Origin of the sequence: Pseudonocardia bannensis (genome assembly GCF_012911875.1) — a bacterium.
GTDB classification, from domain to species: Bacteria; Actinomycetota; Actinomycetes; order Mycobacteriales; family Pseudonocardiaceae; genus Pseudonocardia; species Pseudonocardia bannensis.
The window spans coordinates 1-18,777 of the sequence record NZ_JAAXKZ010000116.1; the positions used below are offsets into that span (position 1 = coordinate 1).

Annotated in this window: 15 protein-coding genes and 2 pseudogenes; 9 read left to right on the plus strand and 8 right to left on the minus strand. The window is 71.0% G+C overall.

Annotation, left to right across the window (positions count from 1 at the left end):
- From HF519_RS30580 to HF519_RS23715, 6 genes are all read left to right on the plus strand, one after another.
- Window positions 1-297: hypothetical protein (locus HF519_RS30580; RefSeq protein WP_211170484.1), on the plus strand; the 297-nt coding region annotated here is incomplete at its 5' end.
- Window positions 298-379: 82 nt separating this feature from the next.
- Window positions 380-1,384, plus strand: coding sequence for a TIGR03557 family F420-dependent LLM class oxidoreductase (locus HF519_RS23695; RefSeq protein ID WP_169415206.1), 1,005 nt, complete (start codon window positions 380-382; stop codon window positions 1,382-1,384).
- 885 nt (window positions 1,385-2,269) lie between these two features.
- A complete protein-coding gene (locus tag HF519_RS23700; RefSeq protein WP_169415207.1) occupies window positions 2,270-2,722 on the plus strand; it encodes an Hsp20/alpha crystallin family protein in 453 nt (150 codons plus the stop codon).
- A gap of 378 nt (window positions 2,723-3,100) precedes the next feature.
- Entirely contained in the window at window positions 3,101-4,861 is a 1,761-nt protein-coding gene (locus tag HF519_RS23705) for a thiamine pyrophosphate-binding protein (RefSeq protein WP_169415208.1), read from the plus strand.
- Between the two features lie 103 nt (window positions 4,862-4,964).
- Entirely contained in the window at window positions 4,965-5,138 is a 174-nt protein-coding gene (locus tag HF519_RS23710) for a hypothetical protein (protein WP_169415209.1), read from the plus strand.
- A gap of 225 nt (window positions 5,139-5,363) precedes the next feature.
- Window positions 5,364-5,591 carry an acyl carrier protein gene (locus tag HF519_RS23715; RefSeq protein WP_169415210.1) on the plus strand — a complete coding sequence of 76 codons (228 nt, stop codon included), beginning with the start codon at window positions 5,364-5,366 and terminating at the stop codon, window positions 5,589-5,591.
- Window positions 5,592-5,935: 344 nt separating this feature from the next.
- On the opposite strand, the gene HF519_RS23720 is transcribed toward HF519_RS23715, so the two are convergent.
- Window positions 5,936-6,889, minus strand: coding sequence for a TIGR03557 family F420-dependent LLM class oxidoreductase (locus HF519_RS23720; protein ID WP_169415211.1), 954 nt, complete (start codon window positions 6,887-6,889; stop codon window positions 5,936-5,938).
- 436 nt (window positions 6,890-7,325) lie between these two features.
- On the opposite strand from HF519_RS23720, the gene HF519_RS23725 reads away from it, so the two are divergent.
- The 3 genes and pseudogenes from HF519_RS23725 to HF519_RS23735 all read left to right on the plus strand — a co-directional run bounded on the left by HF519_RS23725 (window position 7,326) and on the right by HF519_RS23735 (window position 10,957).
- Entirely contained in the window at window positions 7,326-9,239 is a 1,914-nt protein-coding gene (locus HF519_RS23725; protein ID WP_169415212.1) for a transketolase, read from the plus strand.
- Window positions 9,240-9,541: 302 nt separating this feature from the next.
- Window positions 9,542-9,693 (plus strand): annotated as a pseudogene (locus tag HF519_RS23730) (IS256 family transposase); the annotation flags it as partial.
- Window positions 9,694-9,895: 202 nt separating this feature from the next.
- Window positions 9,896-10,957, plus strand: a complete 1,062-nt coding sequence (locus HF519_RS23735) for a CapA family protein (protein ID WP_211170482.1) — start codon at window positions 9,896-9,898, stop codon at window positions 10,955-10,957.
- 461 nt (window positions 10,958-11,418) lie between these two features.
- Here HF519_RS23735 and HF519_RS23740 read toward each other — a convergent pair whose 3' ends face one another.
- The 7 genes and pseudogenes from HF519_RS23740 to HF519_RS23770 form a co-directional block, all read right to left on the minus strand.
- Window positions 11,419-12,609: a tryptophan 2,3-dioxygenase family protein gene (locus HF519_RS23740; protein ID WP_169415213.1), complete on the minus strand. Its 1,191-nt coding sequence runs from the start codon at window positions 12,607-12,609 to the stop codon at window positions 11,419-11,421.
- 241 nt (window positions 12,610-12,850) lie between these two features.
- Complete coding sequence (locus tag HF519_RS23745; protein WP_169415214.1) at window positions 12,851-13,066, minus strand: hypothetical protein; 216 nt, start codon at window positions 13,064-13,066, stop codon at window positions 12,851-12,853.
- Window positions 13,063-14,730, minus strand: coding sequence for a hypothetical protein (locus HF519_RS23750; RefSeq protein WP_169415215.1), 1,668 nt, complete (start codon window positions 14,728-14,730; stop codon window positions 13,063-13,065). The genes HF519_RS23745 and HF519_RS23750 overlap by 4 nt, the downstream gene beginning before the upstream one ends.
- 167 nt (window positions 14,731-14,897) lie before the next feature.
- On the minus strand, window positions 14,898-15,143 hold the full coding sequence (locus tag HF519_RS23755) for a hypothetical protein (protein ID WP_169415216.1): 246 nt from the start codon (window positions 15,141-15,143) through the stop codon (window positions 14,898-14,900).
- Between the two features lie 687 nt (window positions 15,144-15,830).
- Window positions 15,831-16,064 (minus strand): hypothetical protein, encoded by a 234-nt coding sequence (locus HF519_RS23760; protein ID WP_169415217.1) that lies wholly within the window; start codon window positions 16,062-16,064, stop codon window positions 15,831-15,833.
- A gap of 1,331 nt (window positions 16,065-17,395) precedes the next feature.
- Window positions 17,396-17,935 (minus strand): CAP domain-containing protein, encoded by a 540-nt coding sequence (locus HF519_RS23765; RefSeq protein ID WP_169415218.1) that lies wholly within the window; start codon window positions 17,933-17,935, stop codon window positions 17,396-17,398.
- Window positions 17,936-18,505: 570 nt separating this feature from the next.
- Window positions 18,506-18,777: pseudogene (locus tag HF519_RS23770) on the minus strand (RNA polymerase subunit sigma-24); the annotation flags it as partial.

Here is an 18,777-nt window from a genome sequence, read left to right on the forward strand (position 1 = left end):
CTCCGGGAGGGAGGCGCGTGCGGGGGTGCGCAGGTGGCTGGAGTCCTAGCCGGTCGGGTTCCAGTGGGTCAGGAGGTCAAGGCGCGGGGCACGCCGGTCTTCCACATCGATGCCTGGTTCACCTGGACCAGCGCGGTCGCGCCCGAGCACCTGCCGCTGCGGGCCGGCACGGATATCGCGTTCCTCCGCGAGGTGATCAACTACATCGCTCACCAACGAGCGGCGGACACCGCGACCCCCAGCAGATCCAGCACGACCAGCACCCGGGGGTATCGCGCCGCCGGATCGGCCCGGTGACGGACGTTGCGCTCCGTCCGGACGTCGGTGCGGTCGGGCCGGGATAAGGGCTGGGCGACACACCGAGATCGGAGAGGACGACATGGTCGCATTCGGCTACACCCTGCTCACCGAGCAGCGCGACCCGCGCGGGCTCGTCAGCGACGCCATCGCCGCGGAGAACGCCGGGTTCGACTTCGAGGTGATCAGCGACCACTACTTCCCCTGGCTCGACGCCCAGGGCCACTCGCCGAACTGCTGGAGTGTGCTCGGCGCCGTCGCCTCGGCCACCGAACGCGTCGGCCTGATGACGTACGTGACCTGCCCGACCATGCGCTACCACCCCACGGTCGTGGCGCAACAGGCGGCGACGGTCGCGATCCTGGCGGGGGAGGGCCGGTTCACCCTGGGCCTTGGCGCCGGCGAGAACCTCAACGAGCACGTCATCGACCAGGGCTGGCCGCCGGTCAACGTGCGGCACGAGATGCTCGGCGAGGCAGTAGAGATCATCCGCGCGCTATTCGACGGCGGCTACGTCAACCTGGCCGGCGAGCATTTCCGGATCGACTCAGCCAAGCTGTGGGACCGCCCCGAGCAGCCCGTGCCGATCGCCGTCGCCGTGTCCGGCCGGCAGTCGGTCGACAGGTTCGCACCGATGGCCGATGCGATGGTGGCCGTCCAGCCCAGGGCCGACCTCGTGCGCCGGTTCGACGACGCGCTGGGCGCGACGGTGCCCAAGATCGGGCAGCTACCGATCAGCTGGGACCCGGACGCGGCCGAGGCGGTGGCCCGAGCGCATGAGCAGTTCCGCTGGTTCGCGGGCGGCTGGAAGGTCAACGCCGAGCTTCCCGGCCCCGCGGCCTTCGCCGCTGCCAGCCAGTCCGTCCGACCGGAGGACGTGGCCGCGTCGATCGCGTGCGGGCCCGACGTCACCGCGCACGTCGAGGCGTGTCTTCCCTTCGTCAAGGCGGGTTTCACGCACGTCGCGCTGGTGCAGGTGGGCGGCGACACCCAGCCGGAGTTCCTGGAGTTCGCCAGGCGCGAGCTGATCCCGGCGCTGCGCGAGGCATACGGCAAGGCGGAGGCCCCGGCGATCCGGCGGCGCTGACGGCCGGGGCGAAGCCGGCTCAACCCGCCAGTCCGAGGGCCTGGTCACCGGCCAAGGTGACCATGGACCGCGCGCCGGCCTACCCGCGTGTGCTCGATGAGTTCCTGGCTGCCGTGCACCATGGCGTCGGGCACTGCGTGAACAACCCGAAACCGATCACGGTCGGCTGAAGTCCCGGCTACGGCCCATGCGCGGTCTGAAAGCTGTGTTCAGCGCGGGTGATCGGCGCCGGGCACGCCGTCATCCAGGACATCCGCCGCGGCCAGTACGAACTCGGTATGGTGACGTCCCCGGGCAGCGACTCGCGACAGCGTTGCCCAAGCCCGCCCTGGCCGGCTGATCGGGAGTGCGCAGAGCCATTTCGTCCTGCCCGCTCCCGACGAGCCCAACAGTGCTCCCTCGCCGGTTGCTGGGCTGCCGCGTCTTGATCCTGGGCCGGGTCGCCTCGGGGAAGTACTGGCGGGACGACAAGCAGGTCGGCGGCATGCTCGGCGGGGTCAAGGCTGTCATTGCCGGGCACAGTCGGTGCACCCGATGGGGCAGTGGCCGTTCCCGCCGGGTGGGGTGCGCCTGTCGGTGTTCGGCCGTCTGTGCTGCGGGTGAGCCTCGGGGGTCGCCGGGCCGGTGGTCCTGACAGGTCAGCTCGTGCGGTCCCGTCTCACGCCCTCGGGACCAGGCTTGGGGACCGGCACTGCTGAACAATCACCTTTCCGCTGGGGCGGTGCCGGCGGTCCGACGGCGACACCGAGACGGCACCGCGCATCGGTGGGCGGGTCCCGGCCGGGATGGGAATCTCGACGGATGCGGGCCTCGCCGGGAACCGGTGCGCAGACCGCAGCGGCGATGAGCCGGCAGTGCGCGAGCAGTGCGTGGAGGAGGACACCGATGTCATTGATGAGGTTCGATCCGTTCACAGGGTTTGAGCGGTTGGCGCAGCAGATGATGGGGGAGAGGCAGGGGCCCCGGCCGATCCCGATGGCGGCCTTCCGTCGCGGTGATCAGGTCCTCGCCTACTTCGATCTGCCGGGGGTCAATCCTGAGGACGTCGACATCACCGTCGAGCGCAACGTCGTCACGATCCGCGCGCAACGGCGTCCCGCCCACCAGGAGGGCGACGAGGTGATCGTCGACGAGCGCCCCTACGGGATCTTCACCCGGCAGGTGTTCCTCGGCGACAGCCTGGACCTGGACAAGATGACCGCGGACTACGCGCGCGGCGAGCTGTGCCTGACCATCCCGGTCTCGGAGAAGGCCAAGCCCCGGCGGATCGAGCTCCGGGCCAGCGACCAGGAGTCACAGCAGGTCATGGCGAACGCCGCCGAAGGTGGCACACGCTAGACGAGGATGAACGAGGACGCGCTGGCGGCCGGGCGAGGGCTGTGGGGCCTGGCCGCTGCGGCCTTGCACGCCGGAGCACGGGTGTCGGCTCGCCGACGACGCTGACTGCTTGCGCCCAGCCGCAGGCTCCGACTTCGCTCTTGAGACGGCCGGCCCGACCAGACCGAACAGGGTGTCCATCCATCATCCTTCCCCATTCGACTCGATCTTGTGCGGTGGCCTCAGTGGCCTCGGTGGTCCCACGGCAGCTCGGTCAGGGCAGGACGGCCCGTCCTGTTCGGGGCGGGCCGTGAGCTCCGCGCGCAGACGCCGCGCACCGCGTCGTGCAGGGAGCGTGAGCGACGGGCCGCCAGCCCACGTTGGAGGGAGCGAGACAGAATGGTGAAGATCGCATCGGAGCTGCTGGTGGAACGGCTCGCCGACTGGGGCGTCGACACCGTCTTCGGGCTCCCGGGCGATGGCATTAACGGGATCATGGAGGGGTTGCGCCGTCACCGGGACCGCGTCCGTTTCCTGCTCGTTCATCACGAGGAGGCGGCCGCATTCATGGCCACGGGCTACGCCAAGAGCACCGGGCGGCTCGGGGTTTGCTTGGCGACGTCGGGTCCTGGTGGCATCCATTTGCTCAACGGCCTCTACGACGCGCGTCTGGACCACGTCCCGGTGCTCGCCATCACCGGCATGCAGGCCACTTCGCTACTGGGGACCGGATTCCAGCAGGAGGTCCATCTCGAGCGGCTGTTCGACGACGTTGCCGAGTACAACGTGCTCGTGCACGTGCCGGTGCAGATCCCGACGCTCGTCGACAACGCCGTGCGCACCGCGCTCGCCCGCCACACCGTGAGTCACATCACCATCCCGGTCGATGTGCAGGAATCCGATGCCGACCTCAAGCCCTACGAGGGCGGGCTCGGGCTTGGCCGCACCCCGGAAACCGCGCCGATCTATCTGCAGAGCCCGGTTGTGCCCGCACAGACCGACCTGCTGCGGGCCGCCGAGGTCCTGAACGCGGAGGCCAAGGTGGCGATGCTCGTCGGCGCCGGCGCCTTGGGGGCCAGGGACGAGGTCCTCGCCGCGGCCGAACTGCTGGGCAGCCCGATCGTGAAGACTCTTCCGGGTAAGGCCGTGGTGCCCGACAGCCATCCGTTGGTGACCGGCGGCCTCGGCCTGCTCGGCACCCGGCCCTCGGAGCAGGCCGTGGAGGAGTGCAACGGGCTGTTCATGGTCGGCACCAACTTCCCCTACACCGCCTACCTGCCGGAGAAGGCGCGGGTGGTCCAGATCGAGGCCGATCCCACCCGGGCCGGCGCACGGATCGCGACCGAGGTTCCACTCGTCGGCGACGCGGCCCACACGCTGCGTGCCCTGACGCCGCTGCTCCACCACAAGGCCGGCCGGAGCTTCCTCGCCGAAGCCCAGCAGCGGATGCGCGAGTGGCGCAAGGACATGGCCGCCCTCGAGAACCCGGAGCGTGAGCCCATCCGGCCCCAGTACCTCATGCGCGTCATCGACCGGTTGGCCGCCGACGACGCCATCCTCTCCACGGACTCGGGCACGGTCGCCACCTGGGCGGCCCGCCACTTCGACATCCGGGGCGACCGCCAGTTCATGCTCTCGGGGAACCTGGCCACGATGGCGCCGAGCGTGCCCTACACGATCGCGGCCCAATGGGCCCATCCCGGCCAGCAGTGCCTCGCGTTCGTCGGTGATGGCGGCTTCGCGATGCTCATGGCGGAATTCCTGACCGCGATGCGCTACCAACTGCCGATCAAGGTCTTCGTCTGCAACAACGGGCTGCTGGCCCAGATCCTCTGGGAGCAGATGGTGCTCGGCTACCCCGAGTACGGCGTGCGCTTCCAAGGCCCCCCACCATTCGCCCCGTGGGCCGAGGCCTGCGGCGGCTTCGGCATCCGCATCGAGGAACCCGGCGACCTCGAGGACGCGGTAGCCAACGCCCTCGCCTGGCCGGGGCCGGCCCTGGTCGACGTGGTCGTCAACCCCGACGAGCCGCCGCTGCCCGCCAAGGTGAGATACAACCAGGCCAAGGGCTTCGCCGAGGCGTTCCTCAAGGGCCAGCCCCGGCGAACCGCGATCGCCGCGACCCTGTTCCGGGACAAGTACGACCAATTCAAGACCTGAGTCGTCCCCGGGCTGCCCGGTGGGGTGTCCGACAAGCCGGACGAGCCCGGGTCGCGGCTCGCACCACGGACACGCCCTACCCGAGGTGCCAGGTTCCGCGGTAGTGCTGGGTGTGGGGATCCGCACCGCGCAGGCGGCCGGACTGATGATCGGTGGCGGAGGCGGCGCCGCCGCCGGCCTGATCATGGGTGCTGTGATTTGTTCTGTCCGGATCGAGGCGCTGATCGGCGCTTTTCGCGGGTCCGCCTGGCCGGACGGTGCCGCCGGAGCGGTTTGATCGGCGACCAGCGGGTGGCCGCGATGGCCGGGATGAACCCGTTGGCCCGCCGACCTCGACGAACGTCAGAGCGATTCGGCGGCTGCCGCGGACGTCCGGCGCCCGCAGGCTCTCGATCGACAGCTCGGTCGGGGTGAGGGGCTCGGAACCTGTCTCGGTTACCGCGCCCGCCCAGGGGTACCTGCAACCGTCTGCTTCCGCGATGAGGGTTGGAGGAGTGCTGGCATGACTGCCGCGGAAACGGGTTTCAGCGACGTCGTCTACGACTTGGTCTCAGTGGAGTACCACGCCTTGAAGGGCGGGTATGTCTATGGCCAGTATGTCCGCGACGCCGAGAACGAAGGGCACCGGGAGATCGCGGAATTCTTCCGTCAGGTGACGAGGGAGGACGCAGCGCGGGCCGAGAAGTGTCATCGCTTCCTTCTCGAGCTCTCCAGCGCGAAGGCGGAATGAGCCGCGCCGACCCATCGATCTCGCGCCGGCTCGGCGCAGCTCACCGCCACGGTGGACGGGTCGTGGCGGCGAGGGAAGGGGGCCGACCAGGCCGTCGCGATCGCCCAGCTGGGGCTGACGTGCCGGAACCCGCATGAGGCCACCGGCTGAGTCGCCGAGCCTCTACCCGGAGCTTCGGCAGCCCATGGGGTGACGGAGTGCAAGATGATGAGCGCGGGCAGGTTGTCACGCAACACGGCGGCGTCCCCTTCCCACCCCTGCCTGCGCCCGCTCGGACGTCGGCACGCGTGCGACTCGGACCGCGGCGAACCTCTGTGCCGGTGATCGTGTTGTGCTCAGGGTTGTCAGCGCAGCTCGGGCAGCACCTTGTCCGCCCAGGCGTTGAAGAACGCCTCCTGGTTGTGGCCGATCTGCTGCACGTAGACCTCGTCGAACCCGGCGTCGACGTACTTCCACACGGCGACAAGGTGGCGCTCCGGATTCGGCCCATACGCGATCTGCTGGCCGACGGCCTCCTTGGACACCAAGCTGCTGGCCTGCTCGAAGTCCCGCGGCCGCGGCAGCGTCGAGGGGAGCGGCCCGGGCAACAGCTCATTGGCCCACAGCCGGTGCGCGGTCTCCAGCCCGACATCCTGGCTGTCGGCCCAGCACACCTTCATCCCGCCCTGCACCGGCTTGTCCCCGCCGCCCGAGGAGCGGAACAACTGCACCATGTCACGGTCGGGCTTGGCGGTGCAGTACCCGTCGCCGAGTCGCCCGGCCAGCCGGGTGGCGCGCGGGCCGAACCCGGCGACGTAGATCGGCACCCGCTGTTCCGGGCGGGTGTAGATCCGGGCGTTCTCGACGGTGTAGTGCCGGCCGTGATGGCTCACCTCGCGACCGGTGTGCAGCTCACGGATCACCCCGATGGCCTCTTCGAGCATCTGCAGGCGCACCGCGGCCGGCGGCCAGCGGTGACCGAGGATGTGTTCGTTGAGCGCCTCGCCGCTACCCACTCCGAGCACGAACCGGCCTTCGCACTGAACCCCCGCGGTGGCCGCGGCCTGGGCGACGAGAGCGGGGTGGATCCGCATCGTGGGGCAGGTGACCGCGGTGCTGATCGGCAGAGCGGTCACCTCGGACAGTGCCCCGATCACCGACCAGACGAACGGGCTGTTGCCCTGCGCGTCGTTCCACGGGTGATAGTGGTCGGAGATCCACAGTCGCTCGAAGCCGGCCTGCTCGGCGAGCCGCGCTTGCCGCACCAGCTGCCGGGGGCCGAACTCCTCGCAGGAGAGGAAGTAGCCGATGCTCACCATGCGGAGCGGTTACCCCTCGACCGGCCGGTGAACCGGCGAGCCCGCCACGCCGGGGAACAACCGCTGCGCAGACTGCGCGCCGACGGCCTGGGCGCACCTGCCCCGGCGGGTCCTGGCGCTGGTGCTACATCGACGAGCGCATCGTCTAGCGCGGGCTCGAACCGCCGAGCCGGGTCGCGGCGGCGGCGACGGGATCGTCGGCGAACCCGCCGTCCACCCGGCGCGGAGGAAGGCACCCAGGCCATCAGCCGGCGGCTGCTGCTGGTGGCCGGGCCTCGGAGCAAGGCCGGTCGAGTGTGCGTCCAGCACGGGCTGATCAGCGCGGTCACGGACCGGGGTGGGCGACGGCTGGTTCCTCCGGCCGGTGTGGTTCGGGGTGCCCCGCCGAGGTAACCAAGGAAATGGGATCCGCGACAAGCCATCGGCGAGGAGTGCCATGACGTACACGGTCGACAGCATGCCCGAGGCGGATCTCGCGCTGGCCGAGGAACTCGGCCGGCAGTTGCGGATCGATTCGATTCGAGCCAGCACATCAGCCGGATCCGGCCATCCGACGTCCAGCATGTCCGCCGCAGACCTGCTCGCCGTACTGGTCGCCCGGCATCTGCGCTACGACTGGGACAACCCGACCGAACCCGGCAATGATCATCTGATCTTCTCCAAGGGACATGCGTCTCCGCTGCTGTACGCGGTCTTCACAGCGACCGGGGTGATCACCGAGGACGAACTCCTCACCGGCTACCGCCGCTTCGGTTCCCGGCTGGAAGGCCATCCGACACCGGTGCTGCCGTGGGTCGACGTCGCGACCGGCTCGCTCGGACAGGGATTGCCCGACGCGGTCGGTGTCGCACTCGCCGGCAAGTACCTCGACCGGCTGCCCTACCGGGTATGGGTGCTGTGTGGTGACAGTGAGATGAGCGAAGGGTCCATCTGGGAAGCCATCGACAAGGCCGCCTACTATCGGCTGTCCAACCTGATCGCGATCGTCGACGTGAATCGTCTGGGCCAGCGCGGGCCGACCGAACTGTTCTGGGACCTGAACGCCTACGCCCGCCGCGCGCAGGCCTTCGGCGCCCGCGTGCTGCAGGTCGACGGGCATGACGTGGCCGCGATCGACCGCGTGCTCGCCGACGCCGGCAGCGGCGGGGGCGACGAACCCACGGTCGTACTCGCCCGAACGCGCAAGGGGCACGGGTTCTCCGAGGTCGAGGACCGCGAGAATTGGCACGGGAAACCGCTCCCGTCGGAGATGGCTACCCGCGCCATCATCGAACTCGGTGGCGAGCGGAGCCTGCGGGTCCGCGGGCCGGTGCCGAAGCCGTCCGGCCTCCCGGTGCGGCCGGACGCCGGGGACGCCAAGGTGAGGCTGCCGCGGTATGAGCTCGGAGCGAAGGTGGCCACCCGCAGGGCCTACGGTGACGCACTCACCGCACTCGGTGTCCGGCGTGATGTCGTGGCGATGGACGGTGAGGTCAGCAACTCGACTTACGCCGAACAGTTCGCGGCGGCGTTTCCTGAGCGGTACTTCGAAATGTTCATCGCTGAGCAGCAGCTCGTCGCAGCGGCCGTCGGCTTCAGTGTGCGTGGATACGTGCCGTTCGCCTCGACGTTCGCCGCGTTCCTCACCCGCGCCCACGACTTCATCCGAATGGCCGCGATCTCCCAGGCCGACATCCGATTGGTGGGGTCGCACGCCGGTGTGGAGATCGGTGCTGACGGCGCGTCGCAGATGGCTCTGGAAGACCTGGCCATGATGCGTGCGGTGCACGGTTCGACCGTCCTCTACCCGAGCGACGCGACGAGCGCGGCAGCTCTGGTGCAGGCCATGGCGGAGCGATCGGGAGTCAGCTACCTGCGCACCACGCGGGGCGCCTATCCCGTCCTGTACGCGCCGGAGGTGGAGTTCCCGATCGGCGGAGCGAAGGTCTTGGCCTCCTCACCCGACGACCAGATCACGCTCATCGGCGCCGGAGTCACCGTGCACACCTGTCTGGCGGCAACCGCCGACCTAGCCGCCGACGGCGTGCACGCGCGGGTCATCGACCTGTACTCGGTGAAGCCGATCGACACGGCCACTCTGGTGGCGGCGGCGAGCGAAACCGGCGGCAGGCTGGTGGTCGTCGAGGATCACCATCCCGAAGGTGGCCTCGGATCGGCCGTGCTCGAAGCCCTTGCGGCAGCGGGACAGCACGACTTCGTCGTCACCCACCTCGCCGTCACCGAGATGCCCGGCTCCGGTTCCCCCGAGGAACTGCTCGACGCGGCCGGCCTCGGTGCCGCAGGAGTTGCGCAGGCCGCACGAGCGCTGCTCGCATTCGTGGTGGCCGACGCGGATGCGTCAGAAGAATGACGGTGCTCCGGCGCCACGAAAATGGCAGTGCGGCGGCCTGCGGAGGGGGCACAGTCGCTCGGCGCGCCCATGCGGTCGGGTAAGGCGTGGAAGGGACTGCCCTCGCCCCGCCCAGCTCGTCGCAACCCGCCGGGCCCGGAGCGAGACCTGACCGATCTCCCGGTGCAAGGAGCCGTCGGCGTGAGCGAGCCGTGTCGGGCGGCGGACCAGCCCGTCACCCGAGCTGTCCGGTCTCGATAACGCTGAGCAGTGCAGCGATCGTGACCAGCGCACTGCGCAACTTCGATGAGACGGGAGCTGCTCGATTCGATGGCACCAAGGAACTCGTCGCGACCGCGGACGGCCTCCGCGAGTCGACCGACTCGAGGCCTGATCTGCTGCGCGACCTACGGCGCCGGGGTATGCGCGCCGGTGTCGCGGTCGGTGACGGCGCTGGGGGTTCTGGACCGCGTTGCCTGCCGCGGACCGCGGGATGCACGAGGGCGTCCGCCCGTGCAGCCGCTCATGAACAACTTCTTCCGGGCACGGTTCGCGATGCCCGGACTCGCCCGCCTGTTGGCGGGGCGGGTCCGGTATCGCGGGGCGAGTTCGATCTGTCCGGCCGGTGGGCCGATGAGGTGGATACGTTTTTCGGTGAGACTCGTGGGTAGTAGAGCGTGGTGAAGCTCGTGCTCGCCGGCGACACGATGCTGGGACGAGGCGTCGCCCACGTCCTGGCGGCATCGCTGCCCTCTGCACTCTTCTCCGACGAGGTGGTTGCCGCCTTCGGGGAGGGGGACCTCGGCTTCGTCAACCTCGAATGCTGCATCTCCACCCGCGGGAGGCCGTGGCCTGACCCCGCCAAGCCGTTCTTCTTCCGTGCCCCGCCGGCGGCCACCAAGGTGCTCACCCTGCTCGGCGTGGACTGCGTATCGCTCGCCAACAACCACGCCCTCGACTTCGGGACCGAGGCGCTCCTCGACACCTTCGATCACTTGAAGGCGGCAGGTATCGAGTGGGTCGGCGCGGGACCCGACATCGAACGCGCTCGCCAGCCCGTCATCCTCGAAGCCGCAGGGCTGCGGCTGGCGATCGTGGCCTTCACCGACCACCCCGCCGAGTACGCCGCTGGCCGTGGCCGTCCCGGCGTCGCCTACGCCAACCTGCGCCACGGCACCCCAGACTGGCTGCTCGACACCGTCAAGGCCGCTGCCACCGAGGCCGACGCCGTGCTCGTCTCGCCCCATTGGGGCCCCAATATGCGCGTGTCACCCCTGCCGTATGTCCGGCGGGCCGCCGGCGAGCTTCGTGGCGCCGGCGCCACCCTGGTGGCGGGGCACTCCGCCCACGTGTTCCAGGGCGTGGAGGATCAGATCCTGTACGACCTTGGCGATTTCATCGACGACTACGTCGTCGACATGACGTTGCGTAACGACCTCGGTCTGCTGTTCCTCGTCACCCTCGACCCCAGGCCCCAGCGGCTCGAGGCCATCCCCCTGGCACTGGACTTCTGCCACACCCGACTGGCAGCCGCGACGGGCGACGAGGCCGCCTGGGTGCGTCAGAGGTTCCGATCCCTCTGCGCCGAGTTCGGCACCGACGTCGCCGAACACCGCGGTCGTCTCGTCATCGAATGGGCGGAGTCGCGCACCGTGGAGGAGGATCTCGAAGAGGCGCTCGTGCCGGGTGGGCACGTCGACAATGGCGACAACGATCCCCCCGACGTCGACAATCCCTGAGCAAAGCCTCATCGACGCGGACGACCGCCGCCACGAGGAGCACCTGCATCACCTCGAGACGCATCCGGGGCCGTTGGTGGTCCCGACCTCATCGCCAACGCGTCGGCGGTCGCACGAACGGCCGGAGTGCTGCGCTGAGCCCGAATCCGGCCAAGCCCGTCATCGTGGTCAGCACCGTCCGGGTGCGTAGCCGAACCCGCATATGCATCCGCATACGTCTGCGCATACGCATGCGCAGACGTAGCCGCGTCACCGTCCGCGGGCGCCGCTGACGGGTTGGCTGGTCGGGCGTCGCGAAGACCGGCGGGAGCGTCGCGAGCGCACCGCTCTCGGCGGCGGGAGGTAGGCCGCCGAGAACGAACTCGAAGCGGAGCTTCTGCTGCCCGGTCGCGGACGCGCTCGCCGCGTCCGCGACCGTTGCGAACGCGGCCGCGGCACGGTCGGCCGGCCCGTGGTCGTCCTCAGTGGACGGGACAGGTCACGCGACTGCAGCCGGGCTGACAGCACGGCTCGCCGCCCGGCGCCGCCGCATCCAGGTCGAACAGCCAGTTCTCCAGGCATCGGCGCAGGTAGGGCACGCCCTCGGTGTAGCCCGAGCCGTGCGCGGAACCGAGCATCGCGGCCGCCAGCGAGTAGTGGGTCGTCTTCCACCGCTGATGGCCGGCCTCCAGCTGCTCGACGGCACGGGTGAGCTCGGCGGCCGCCGGTCCGCGCGCGCACAGGTCCTGCCAGGCGCGCGAGAAGTTGTCCAGGCCCGGCGCCTCGGCCCGCACCGCCGGCACGTTGTCGAACGCCTCGGAGAACAGCCGCTGCGCGCTCGGTGTCCCGCACGCCAGCTCGAAGCGCTTGTACGCCTCGGACTGGATCGCGCTCGCCCCCTCGGTGTACTGCCGGAACGCGTGGAACGCCGCCGGGCGCATCGTCGCGACCAGCCGGAACAGCATCGCGGCCCGGTCGAACACGTCGACGGCCCGCCGCACCCGCGCCGTCGCGGTAGTGAGGTAGCCCAGGCGCAGCGCCTGCGTCGCCGCCCGCAGCTCGTCGGTCAGCGTCGTGAAGACCATCTCGTGGGCCTGCAGCGCACGGATGAAGAAGTACTCGTCGTGCTCGATCGATACCGGCAGTGCCGTCAGCCCGAACCATTGCTCGACGACGGCATCGGCGCGGTCGCCCGGCAGCCAGTTGAGGTCCAGCACCGGGCGGACGGCCGCGACGAAGTGCGCGGCGTGACGGACCCGGGTGTCACGCGTGCGGTCGTCGAGCTGGGTCGACCGGCGCTCGTACCGCAGGACGTCGGCCATGAGCAGCGCGGACATATGCTCGGCATCGACGCCGAGATCGGCCCGCACCAGCTCGACGAGCGGGAGCGCGAGGTAGGTCTGGTTGCGGAAGCGGTCACGGCGGCGGGCGAGCACCGCGTCGAGGAACGCGTCGAGAAAGGCATCGCGGCCGCGGTGCCGCCGATGGAGGGCGTCGAGGGCGCCCAGCAGGCCGTCGGCGAGGTGATGCCGGCCGGTCCGACGCACCTCGTCCGTGACGAGCCGGGCCAGCCGGAGAGCCTCGGGCTCCGCGTGACGCCACCGCTCGATCTCTCCGAGGAGCCCGACGTCGCCGGCCTGCCGGTCGGTGCGGTCGGCGGATGTGGTGCTCATGGGACTCCCGGGCCTGAGGTGGGGGCCTTTCGGACGACGTCAAGGCTCCGGTGCCCTCGGCCTCGGCACGATCGGGTGGGCACGTGTCTTGGGCGGGGCGATCCCTCGGATCGAGGTGGGGCCGTCCCCCGAGCGAGGTCGAGGTGCGCGGCCAGGCCTCCCGAACCGGCCGGCAACACGGCCGTGCAACCGATCCGACTCGGCCACCGCAGGATCGGCCGCCGCCGGCGGGACGGTCCCGTCACCTGATCAACCGCACCTCCACCACGTCGGCGATCGCGTCCTCGCTCAGCAAGATCCCGCTCAGTACCGACTGCTCCGCGATGAGGTCCTGCGGCGGCGGCTGGTCGCACGGGGGACAGGCCCGCGCCACCTTGTCCGTCCGCACCGGACATGCACGCCCGGCCGGCCGCTTGCCGGTCACCGCCCTCGCGGCCGCGCTGTGCTGCGGGATCACCACCGGTTCCGCCGGCGGCTGCAGCGGGGCCCGTCGGCGCGGGCGACCTCCAGGGCCCGCTGGTGGATCTCTGTCGACGACATGGGTGCGGAACCGGCGGTGGCCTCCCCACCGGTGACCGGCGGCGCCGGCAGGGGCGGGGCGGAGCGGGCCGCTCGGATCTGCTGGCGCGCCTGCTCCCACAGCGCGCGGGCGGCCTCGCGGCCGGCGACCGATCCCGGCCGCGCCGCGGCGGGGCGCTGCTCGTGGACCTCGCCCGCCACCCGGTGAACGAGCTGCCCGGCCACAGCGGCCCGGTCGGCCCGGCTGACCGCGAGGTGCCCGGGCTGTGGTGAGGGCGCGACGGCGGGCGCCGGGGAAGCCGCGGCGGAGACCTGCTGGGGCGGCGAAGCCTCGGCAACGGGGGAGCAGCGTCGGGCGGCGCGGCGCGCGACTGCTTCGGCTTTCAGTCTCAGGTGGTCGCCGCGGATGCCGACGACGGCGGCGGGGAGCTCGTGGAGGCGGCCTTTCCAGGGTTTGAGCCGGTGGCCGAGGACGCGGAGTGGGTCGGTGGCACCGCGCAGGGCGTCGCCGCGGTGGTGGTCGGGTCGGTCGGGGTGGTGGTCGAGGGCGTGGAGGATCCCGGCCACGCAGGCTCCGGCGCCCCACCAGGGCCGGAGCAGGGCCCGGGCGCGCCACAGCGGCACCCGGGATACCCCCCGGTGGTCGAGGCCGATGCGTTTGAACAGGCACAGTGCTGCGGCGGTGCGTTCGGCGGGGGTGTCGGGGACCTGGAACACCGGCCAGTCAACGACACATTGACTTGCCGGGAGTGGCCGTCGGCCGCCCTGCAAGGGCTTACTACTCACGTAAGACAGGGGGAGATCGCCAGTTTGATCCACAGGCCCGGTGTCCTCGGGCTCCGGGGGGGCCGGCGCTGCCGGGGGAGTGTCGGTGACCAGGGCGTAGGTGGGGGTGCGGTTGGTGCGCGAGCCCAGGAACGCCGCGGACGCGCCGCACTCCACGACCACGACCAGTCCGATGTCGCGGGCCCAGGCCAGCACCCGGGAGACCGTGCGGGCGGCGCGGTCTCCGGCGTCACCGAGCCGCTGCGCGGTGACCCCGGTGACGAGGCCGGTGGACCAGTCCATCGAGTTGACCAGCCGGCGCAGGATGTGCAGCCAGCTGCGGCGCTTGTCGGCCCGCCAGTCCTCGGCGTCGACGAGCCGCTCGACGCGGCGCCAGGCCTCGGCCTGGTCGACCATGACGCGCCAGCCGGTCTCGATGAAGTGCCGCCAGCCCGGATGCGGCCCCCACCGGCCGGAGTCGACGCGCGCGCAGGCCCGCCGGCGGCCGTAGGCCAGCGCGCGGGCGGCGGAGCGGCTGAGGTCTCGGCGGACGGCGCGGGGGAGCGGCCGCCCCGGGGGGCGGCTCGCCGGACGCGGCGGCTGGACGCGCGCCGCGCGGCCGCGCGGCGTCCGTGGCCGCCGGCGGGCCGCCCGCAGCGTCGGGGGGCCGTTCACCCCGAACGAGCCGGGGGTGGCGCGGCGCCCGGGCTGGGCGCCGTGGAACAGGCACTCCCGGCCGCCCGGGCCGGTGGCGAGGACGAACGCGCCGTCGCGGTAGCACTCGGCGCACCAGCCGGTGACGGGTTCGAACGGGGTCGGGCCGTGTCGGGATGGCAAATAGCCCGGCCCAGGGGTTATCGTGGGCACGCGAAAGCGCCCCTTCCTTGGCAGGTGGGGAAATCGCTCCGGCTAAGCCGGGGCACCAGCGCCGACCGGGTGGCCGCCCGTGTCGACGCGAACTTCAGACGAGGCGGCCCCTGTGGCGGGGGCCGCCTCGCTCCTTGTTACGAGGCCTTGGTCAGCGGCAGTTCCTCCTGCTGGCTGGTGGTCTTGGGTCGGCAGTAGTCCGGGGCCGGACGCCCGAGGCTTTCGGCGATCATCCGCGTGACCACGTCGGTGACCGGGATCCCGTCGCGCTGGGAGATCCGCTCCACCTCGGCGTGAAACTCCGCGGGCATGCGGACGGGCACCTGGACGCGGGCGCCCTTCGACTTGCGGCCGGGCTTACGCCGCTGCGGAAGGCTCTCCATGGGCAGGAGTTATACCGGTGATGACCTCGCGGCGGCGTGAGACGCGCCGAGAAAGCTGAATCCGATTCTGGTTGGAGCGGCCGGGTCTCGCGGACCCGGCGCCGGGCGTCGACGGCAATCAGCCGGTGGCGCGTGCTGTCGCTGCGCCGACCGGCAGGCCAGCCCCCGGGCAGCGGCCCCCGGTCCCACCCGGTCCGCGTGCGCACCGACGCCCGCGCGTCCGACGGCCTACCGGGCTCGGTCGGGGCGGCCACCCCGACGCTGGACCAGAGGCTGCAGGCGACCGCGTGCAGATGGGCATCGAGCGCGGGCCCTGACCATCGCCCGCAGCCGAGAGGGCGCTGCGGGACCGCCACGACGCGCGGGCCCGCCCGGCTGCCGGCGCCCATGGGGAGCCGCGCCGGCAGCAGAGCAGCCCGCACACCCGCTGCGAGAACGGGACATCCCGACCGGGCACGTGACGACGCACCGGGCCGGGCAGGCGTGTGTTGATCAGGACGCGCGCTACTATCGGAGCGCGCAGGCAAGCGTGTGCGCCTCCCTTCGGGGAGGGGCTGGGTGCCGGAGCTCGCTACTCCGCGGATCCCGTGACGTGGGCCCGTTCCTCTTGCCGGAGGGACGGGCCCCAACCTTTCCCGGGCCCGGCTGCACTCAACCCATGTGGAGTTGGCTCTGAGTGGTGGCTGATCAGGCGGTCTGGTCGAGTTCCTCCTGCACGGTGAAGGGCAGCTCACTGCGGTGGGCCATGCCGATCCGCTGGAGCTCGAGGAGCAGGTCGCTGTAGGACACCCCGAGGGTGTCGGCCAGCTCCCGGAACCGGGCCGCCTCGTCGGCGGGCATGCGGGTGGCGAACAGCTCCCGCGCGCCCTTGGACGGACGCCCGGCACCCTTGTGCGCGCGTCGCGCCCGCCGCGTTTCCATGGCGCGCATCCTGGCATCAATAACTGTTACGGAACCGCACGACGCGCCGAGACCGTTCGGGGGAGCCTGCAGCAATTTCTGTAACCGCGCCTCGGGTCAGTAGGGCCATGCTCCGGCATCGAGCAGCCGACACGTTGCGCCGAACAGGGTGGCCACCAGCTTCGGATGTAGCTGAGTCGGGGGTGCTCGAGCAGGCCGATGTGGACGGCGCGGTCCGGGCCATGCCCACCAGGGGACCCGAGCCTCTGGAACGGCCGTCCGATCGACTATCTCGATGCCGACATCGAGAACGGGAACGCCGAGCGCGTGGCGGTGCACGTCGGCCACCCCGCACGGGGCCGGGGTGAGCGTCGCCCGAGTCCGCGCCGGGTACCGGCGGGCACCTCATGCATCCGTGGGACGGCGGCACTGCGACGACTGCGATCTTGACTTGTTGCCAGGGGCGAGGTCATTCCGGGCCGGCCTGTCAGTGTCCGGCGCCGCTCGCGGCGCGACCGACAACTCCAGTGGCGGCAGGCGCCGCGATCTGTGAGCAAGTCCGGCGCCGACGTATCACCACCCACCCCGCCGTGCGTTGAGTCGCAGTACAACTGCGGGGATACGGAGCGTCAACGTATCATTTTCATCGGGATCAGAGACCACGATATGGCGGCAACGAATCACTGCCGCATGGTCTGGCGGCGAGTGCCGGTGTCGTAGGTCGGGCCCCCGGGGCTCGGCGCGGAGACCGGTAGCTACAAGTCCGCTCTGGCGGAGCGCTGTGCCGGCGGGTCAGGTCAGTCCGGCTCGACCACCCGCGCCCACAGGCCCATGGCGCCGGGGGAGAGGGGCGCGGCGTCGGCACCGCCGCTCCGTGTCCGCCGGCTCCCTCTTGCTGATCACCGGTGAAGTCGCCGCGGGGGTCCCGCCGGTGCTCCATCGCACTGTCCACAGTGCCGGGTTCCGGTCGGCCGATGGGTCGGCCGCGAGGCCACCCGCCAGCGGTCGTCGACCTCGCGCCGTCGGAACGACACCGGGGTGCAACGGGGGAGTTGCCCGCCGCAAGCCCGCCCGGGCGGCTGGCGCCCCACCTGAAGCCGCGGCCTTCGGCCGCGCCGGCCCGGCACCCCGCATGCAGCATCAATCCGTCATACGGAGTTTTGGATCCTTCTTGACACAACCCACGCCGGGCCCGGAGAGCCTCGTCGGCCAGAAGGCTGGCCGACGGTGTGGCCCGCGCCGGCGCCGGGCTGTGGGGTCCATCGGCCCTGCAGGGCGCGGGCCAGTTCCGCCCACCCGGTCTCCAGCGCCGGCAGCTGCTGCGTACCAGTGACGCCCACCGTCAAAGATCTTCAGTAAGGAGCGCGGCCGAAGATATTGCCCGCTGGGGCGTACCGACAGACCAACGCGATATTGGTGGGCCAATATTTGGCTGAGGGAGCCTTCCCGCAACCGATGCGCCGGGTGTCTCTCCACACCATCTGGGTGTAATGAAGGTAGGAGGCTCCTCCGGCTACCGGGGTAGGATACCTGTAATTGGCCTTCTCCTTGTACCAGAACTGCACCCCTGCTTCGACCGTGCCGAAGTCGGCGATGTTTTCACCCTGCCCTGAGGTTTGAGCCCCGCCGTGGCATTCGGAGTGCTTAGAAGGTCCGATGATATCCGCCCATCCCTGCGCCCCATTGGCAAGGGAGCTGTCCCAGGTCAGCGGCGTCAGCGTCGGCGGCACCGTGAGTTCGGCGCGAGCTTGATTGTGCAGTCGGAGTATCGATTCCTGCTCGGCGGCGCTGATCTTCGAGGCGGCCGTGGTATTCGAGGCCGGCGGGCACCCCCCCTGCGCCGCGGCCGAACCACTCACGGGCAGCATCATTGCCCCCGCCGCGGCCACCACGGATGCTCCCAATGCGACACATCGTTTCCGGCGGCCCGTGATCGTGGATCCCCTGGTCATGGTGCTCCCTTCGTGTCCGCCTCGGTGAAGCGCTGTGCTCCGTGCATGAAATGCCCAGCGGTATCCACCTCGTGCGGCACTGGGCTGAGCAGGGGCCGCAGTGATCGCCGCGATCCCGGTTGATCGGTCGCCACCCGCCCCGACGAAGCGCCCAGTAACGGCCGGCCGACAATCGCGGTGCACGCGCCGCCTCGCTAGAGGCGATGGTCCTGGCTCCTGCTCGCGGCGTCGCCTGCCGCGTGGCCGGTACGCCGTGATGCCCGGCAGCCACCTGAGCGCGGTCGCCAAGCCGGAGCCTGGCGCGGCGATCGCCGGCTCCTCGCCGCCGACAGCGTCCGGGTTACGCAACCGCCACAGCGTGGACCTGGCGGGCGTCTGGTGGTTCCTCGGCCGCGGTTCCGTTCGCTGGCGCGCCGGGAGAGGTATGCCGGCGCCTGATGAGGGGCGGGCGGCAGGTGAGCGGGGGCGCGATGGCATCGCACGCGACGTCACCGCGGTGAGACTCCCAGGTCAGTGGGGCTGCCGGCGGGCCCGCTTCACCTCGCGATCGACGGCCCAGGCGTCGGCGACCGGCCCGATGTGGCCGAGCTTGTCGGGGTTGATCACCCCACGGATGGTCTGGATCTTCCCGTCGAGCACGTCGAGGGCCAGGGCGTAGAGCACCTTGCCGTCCCGGTCGCGGAAGATCGCGCCGGGCTGGCCGTTGACCTCGTGCGGCTCGAACGACACGTCGATCCGGATCAGCCAGGGGAAGACCGCGCCCAGCACTCGGGCGACGTTCT

What these genes read in the sequence shown, in the direction of transcription:
- HF519_RS23695 (WP_169415206.1), top strand. Translation starts at nt 380, where the DNA reads ATGGTCGCATTCGGCTACACCCTGCTCACCGAGCAGCGCGACCCGCGC.
- HF519_RS23740 (WP_169415213.1), bottom strand. Translation starts at nt 12,609, where the DNA reads ATGAGCACCACATCCGCCGACCGCACCGACCGGCAGGCCGGCGACGTC.
- HF519_RS23720 (WP_169415211.1), bottom strand. Translation starts at nt 6,889, where the DNA reads ATGGTGAGCATCGGCTACTTCCTCTCCTGCGAGGAGTTCGGCCCCCGG.
- HF519_RS23700 (WP_169415207.1), top strand. Translation starts at nt 2,270, where the DNA reads ATGTCATTGATGAGGTTCGATCCGTTCACAGGGTTTGAGCGGTTGGCG.
- HF519_RS23705 (WP_169415208.1), top strand. Translation starts at nt 3,101, where the DNA reads ATGGTGAAGATCGCATCGGAGCTGCTGGTGGAACGGCTCGCCGACTGG.
- HF519_RS23755 (WP_169415216.1), bottom strand. Translation starts at nt 15,143, where the DNA reads ATGGAGAGCCTTCCGCAGCGGCGTAAGCCCGGCCGCAAGTCGAAGGGC.
- HF519_RS23760 (WP_169415217.1), bottom strand. Translation starts at nt 16,064, where the DNA reads ATGGAAACGCGGCGGGCGCGACGCGCGCACAAGGGTGCCGGGCGTCCG.
- HF519_RS23725 (WP_169415212.1), top strand. Translation starts at nt 7,326, where the DNA reads ATGACGTACACGGTCGACAGCATGCCCGAGGCGGATCTCGCGCTGGCC.
- HF519_RS23715 (WP_169415210.1), top strand. Translation starts at nt 5,364, where the DNA reads ATGACTGCCGCGGAAACGGGTTTCAGCGACGTCGTCTACGACTTGGTC.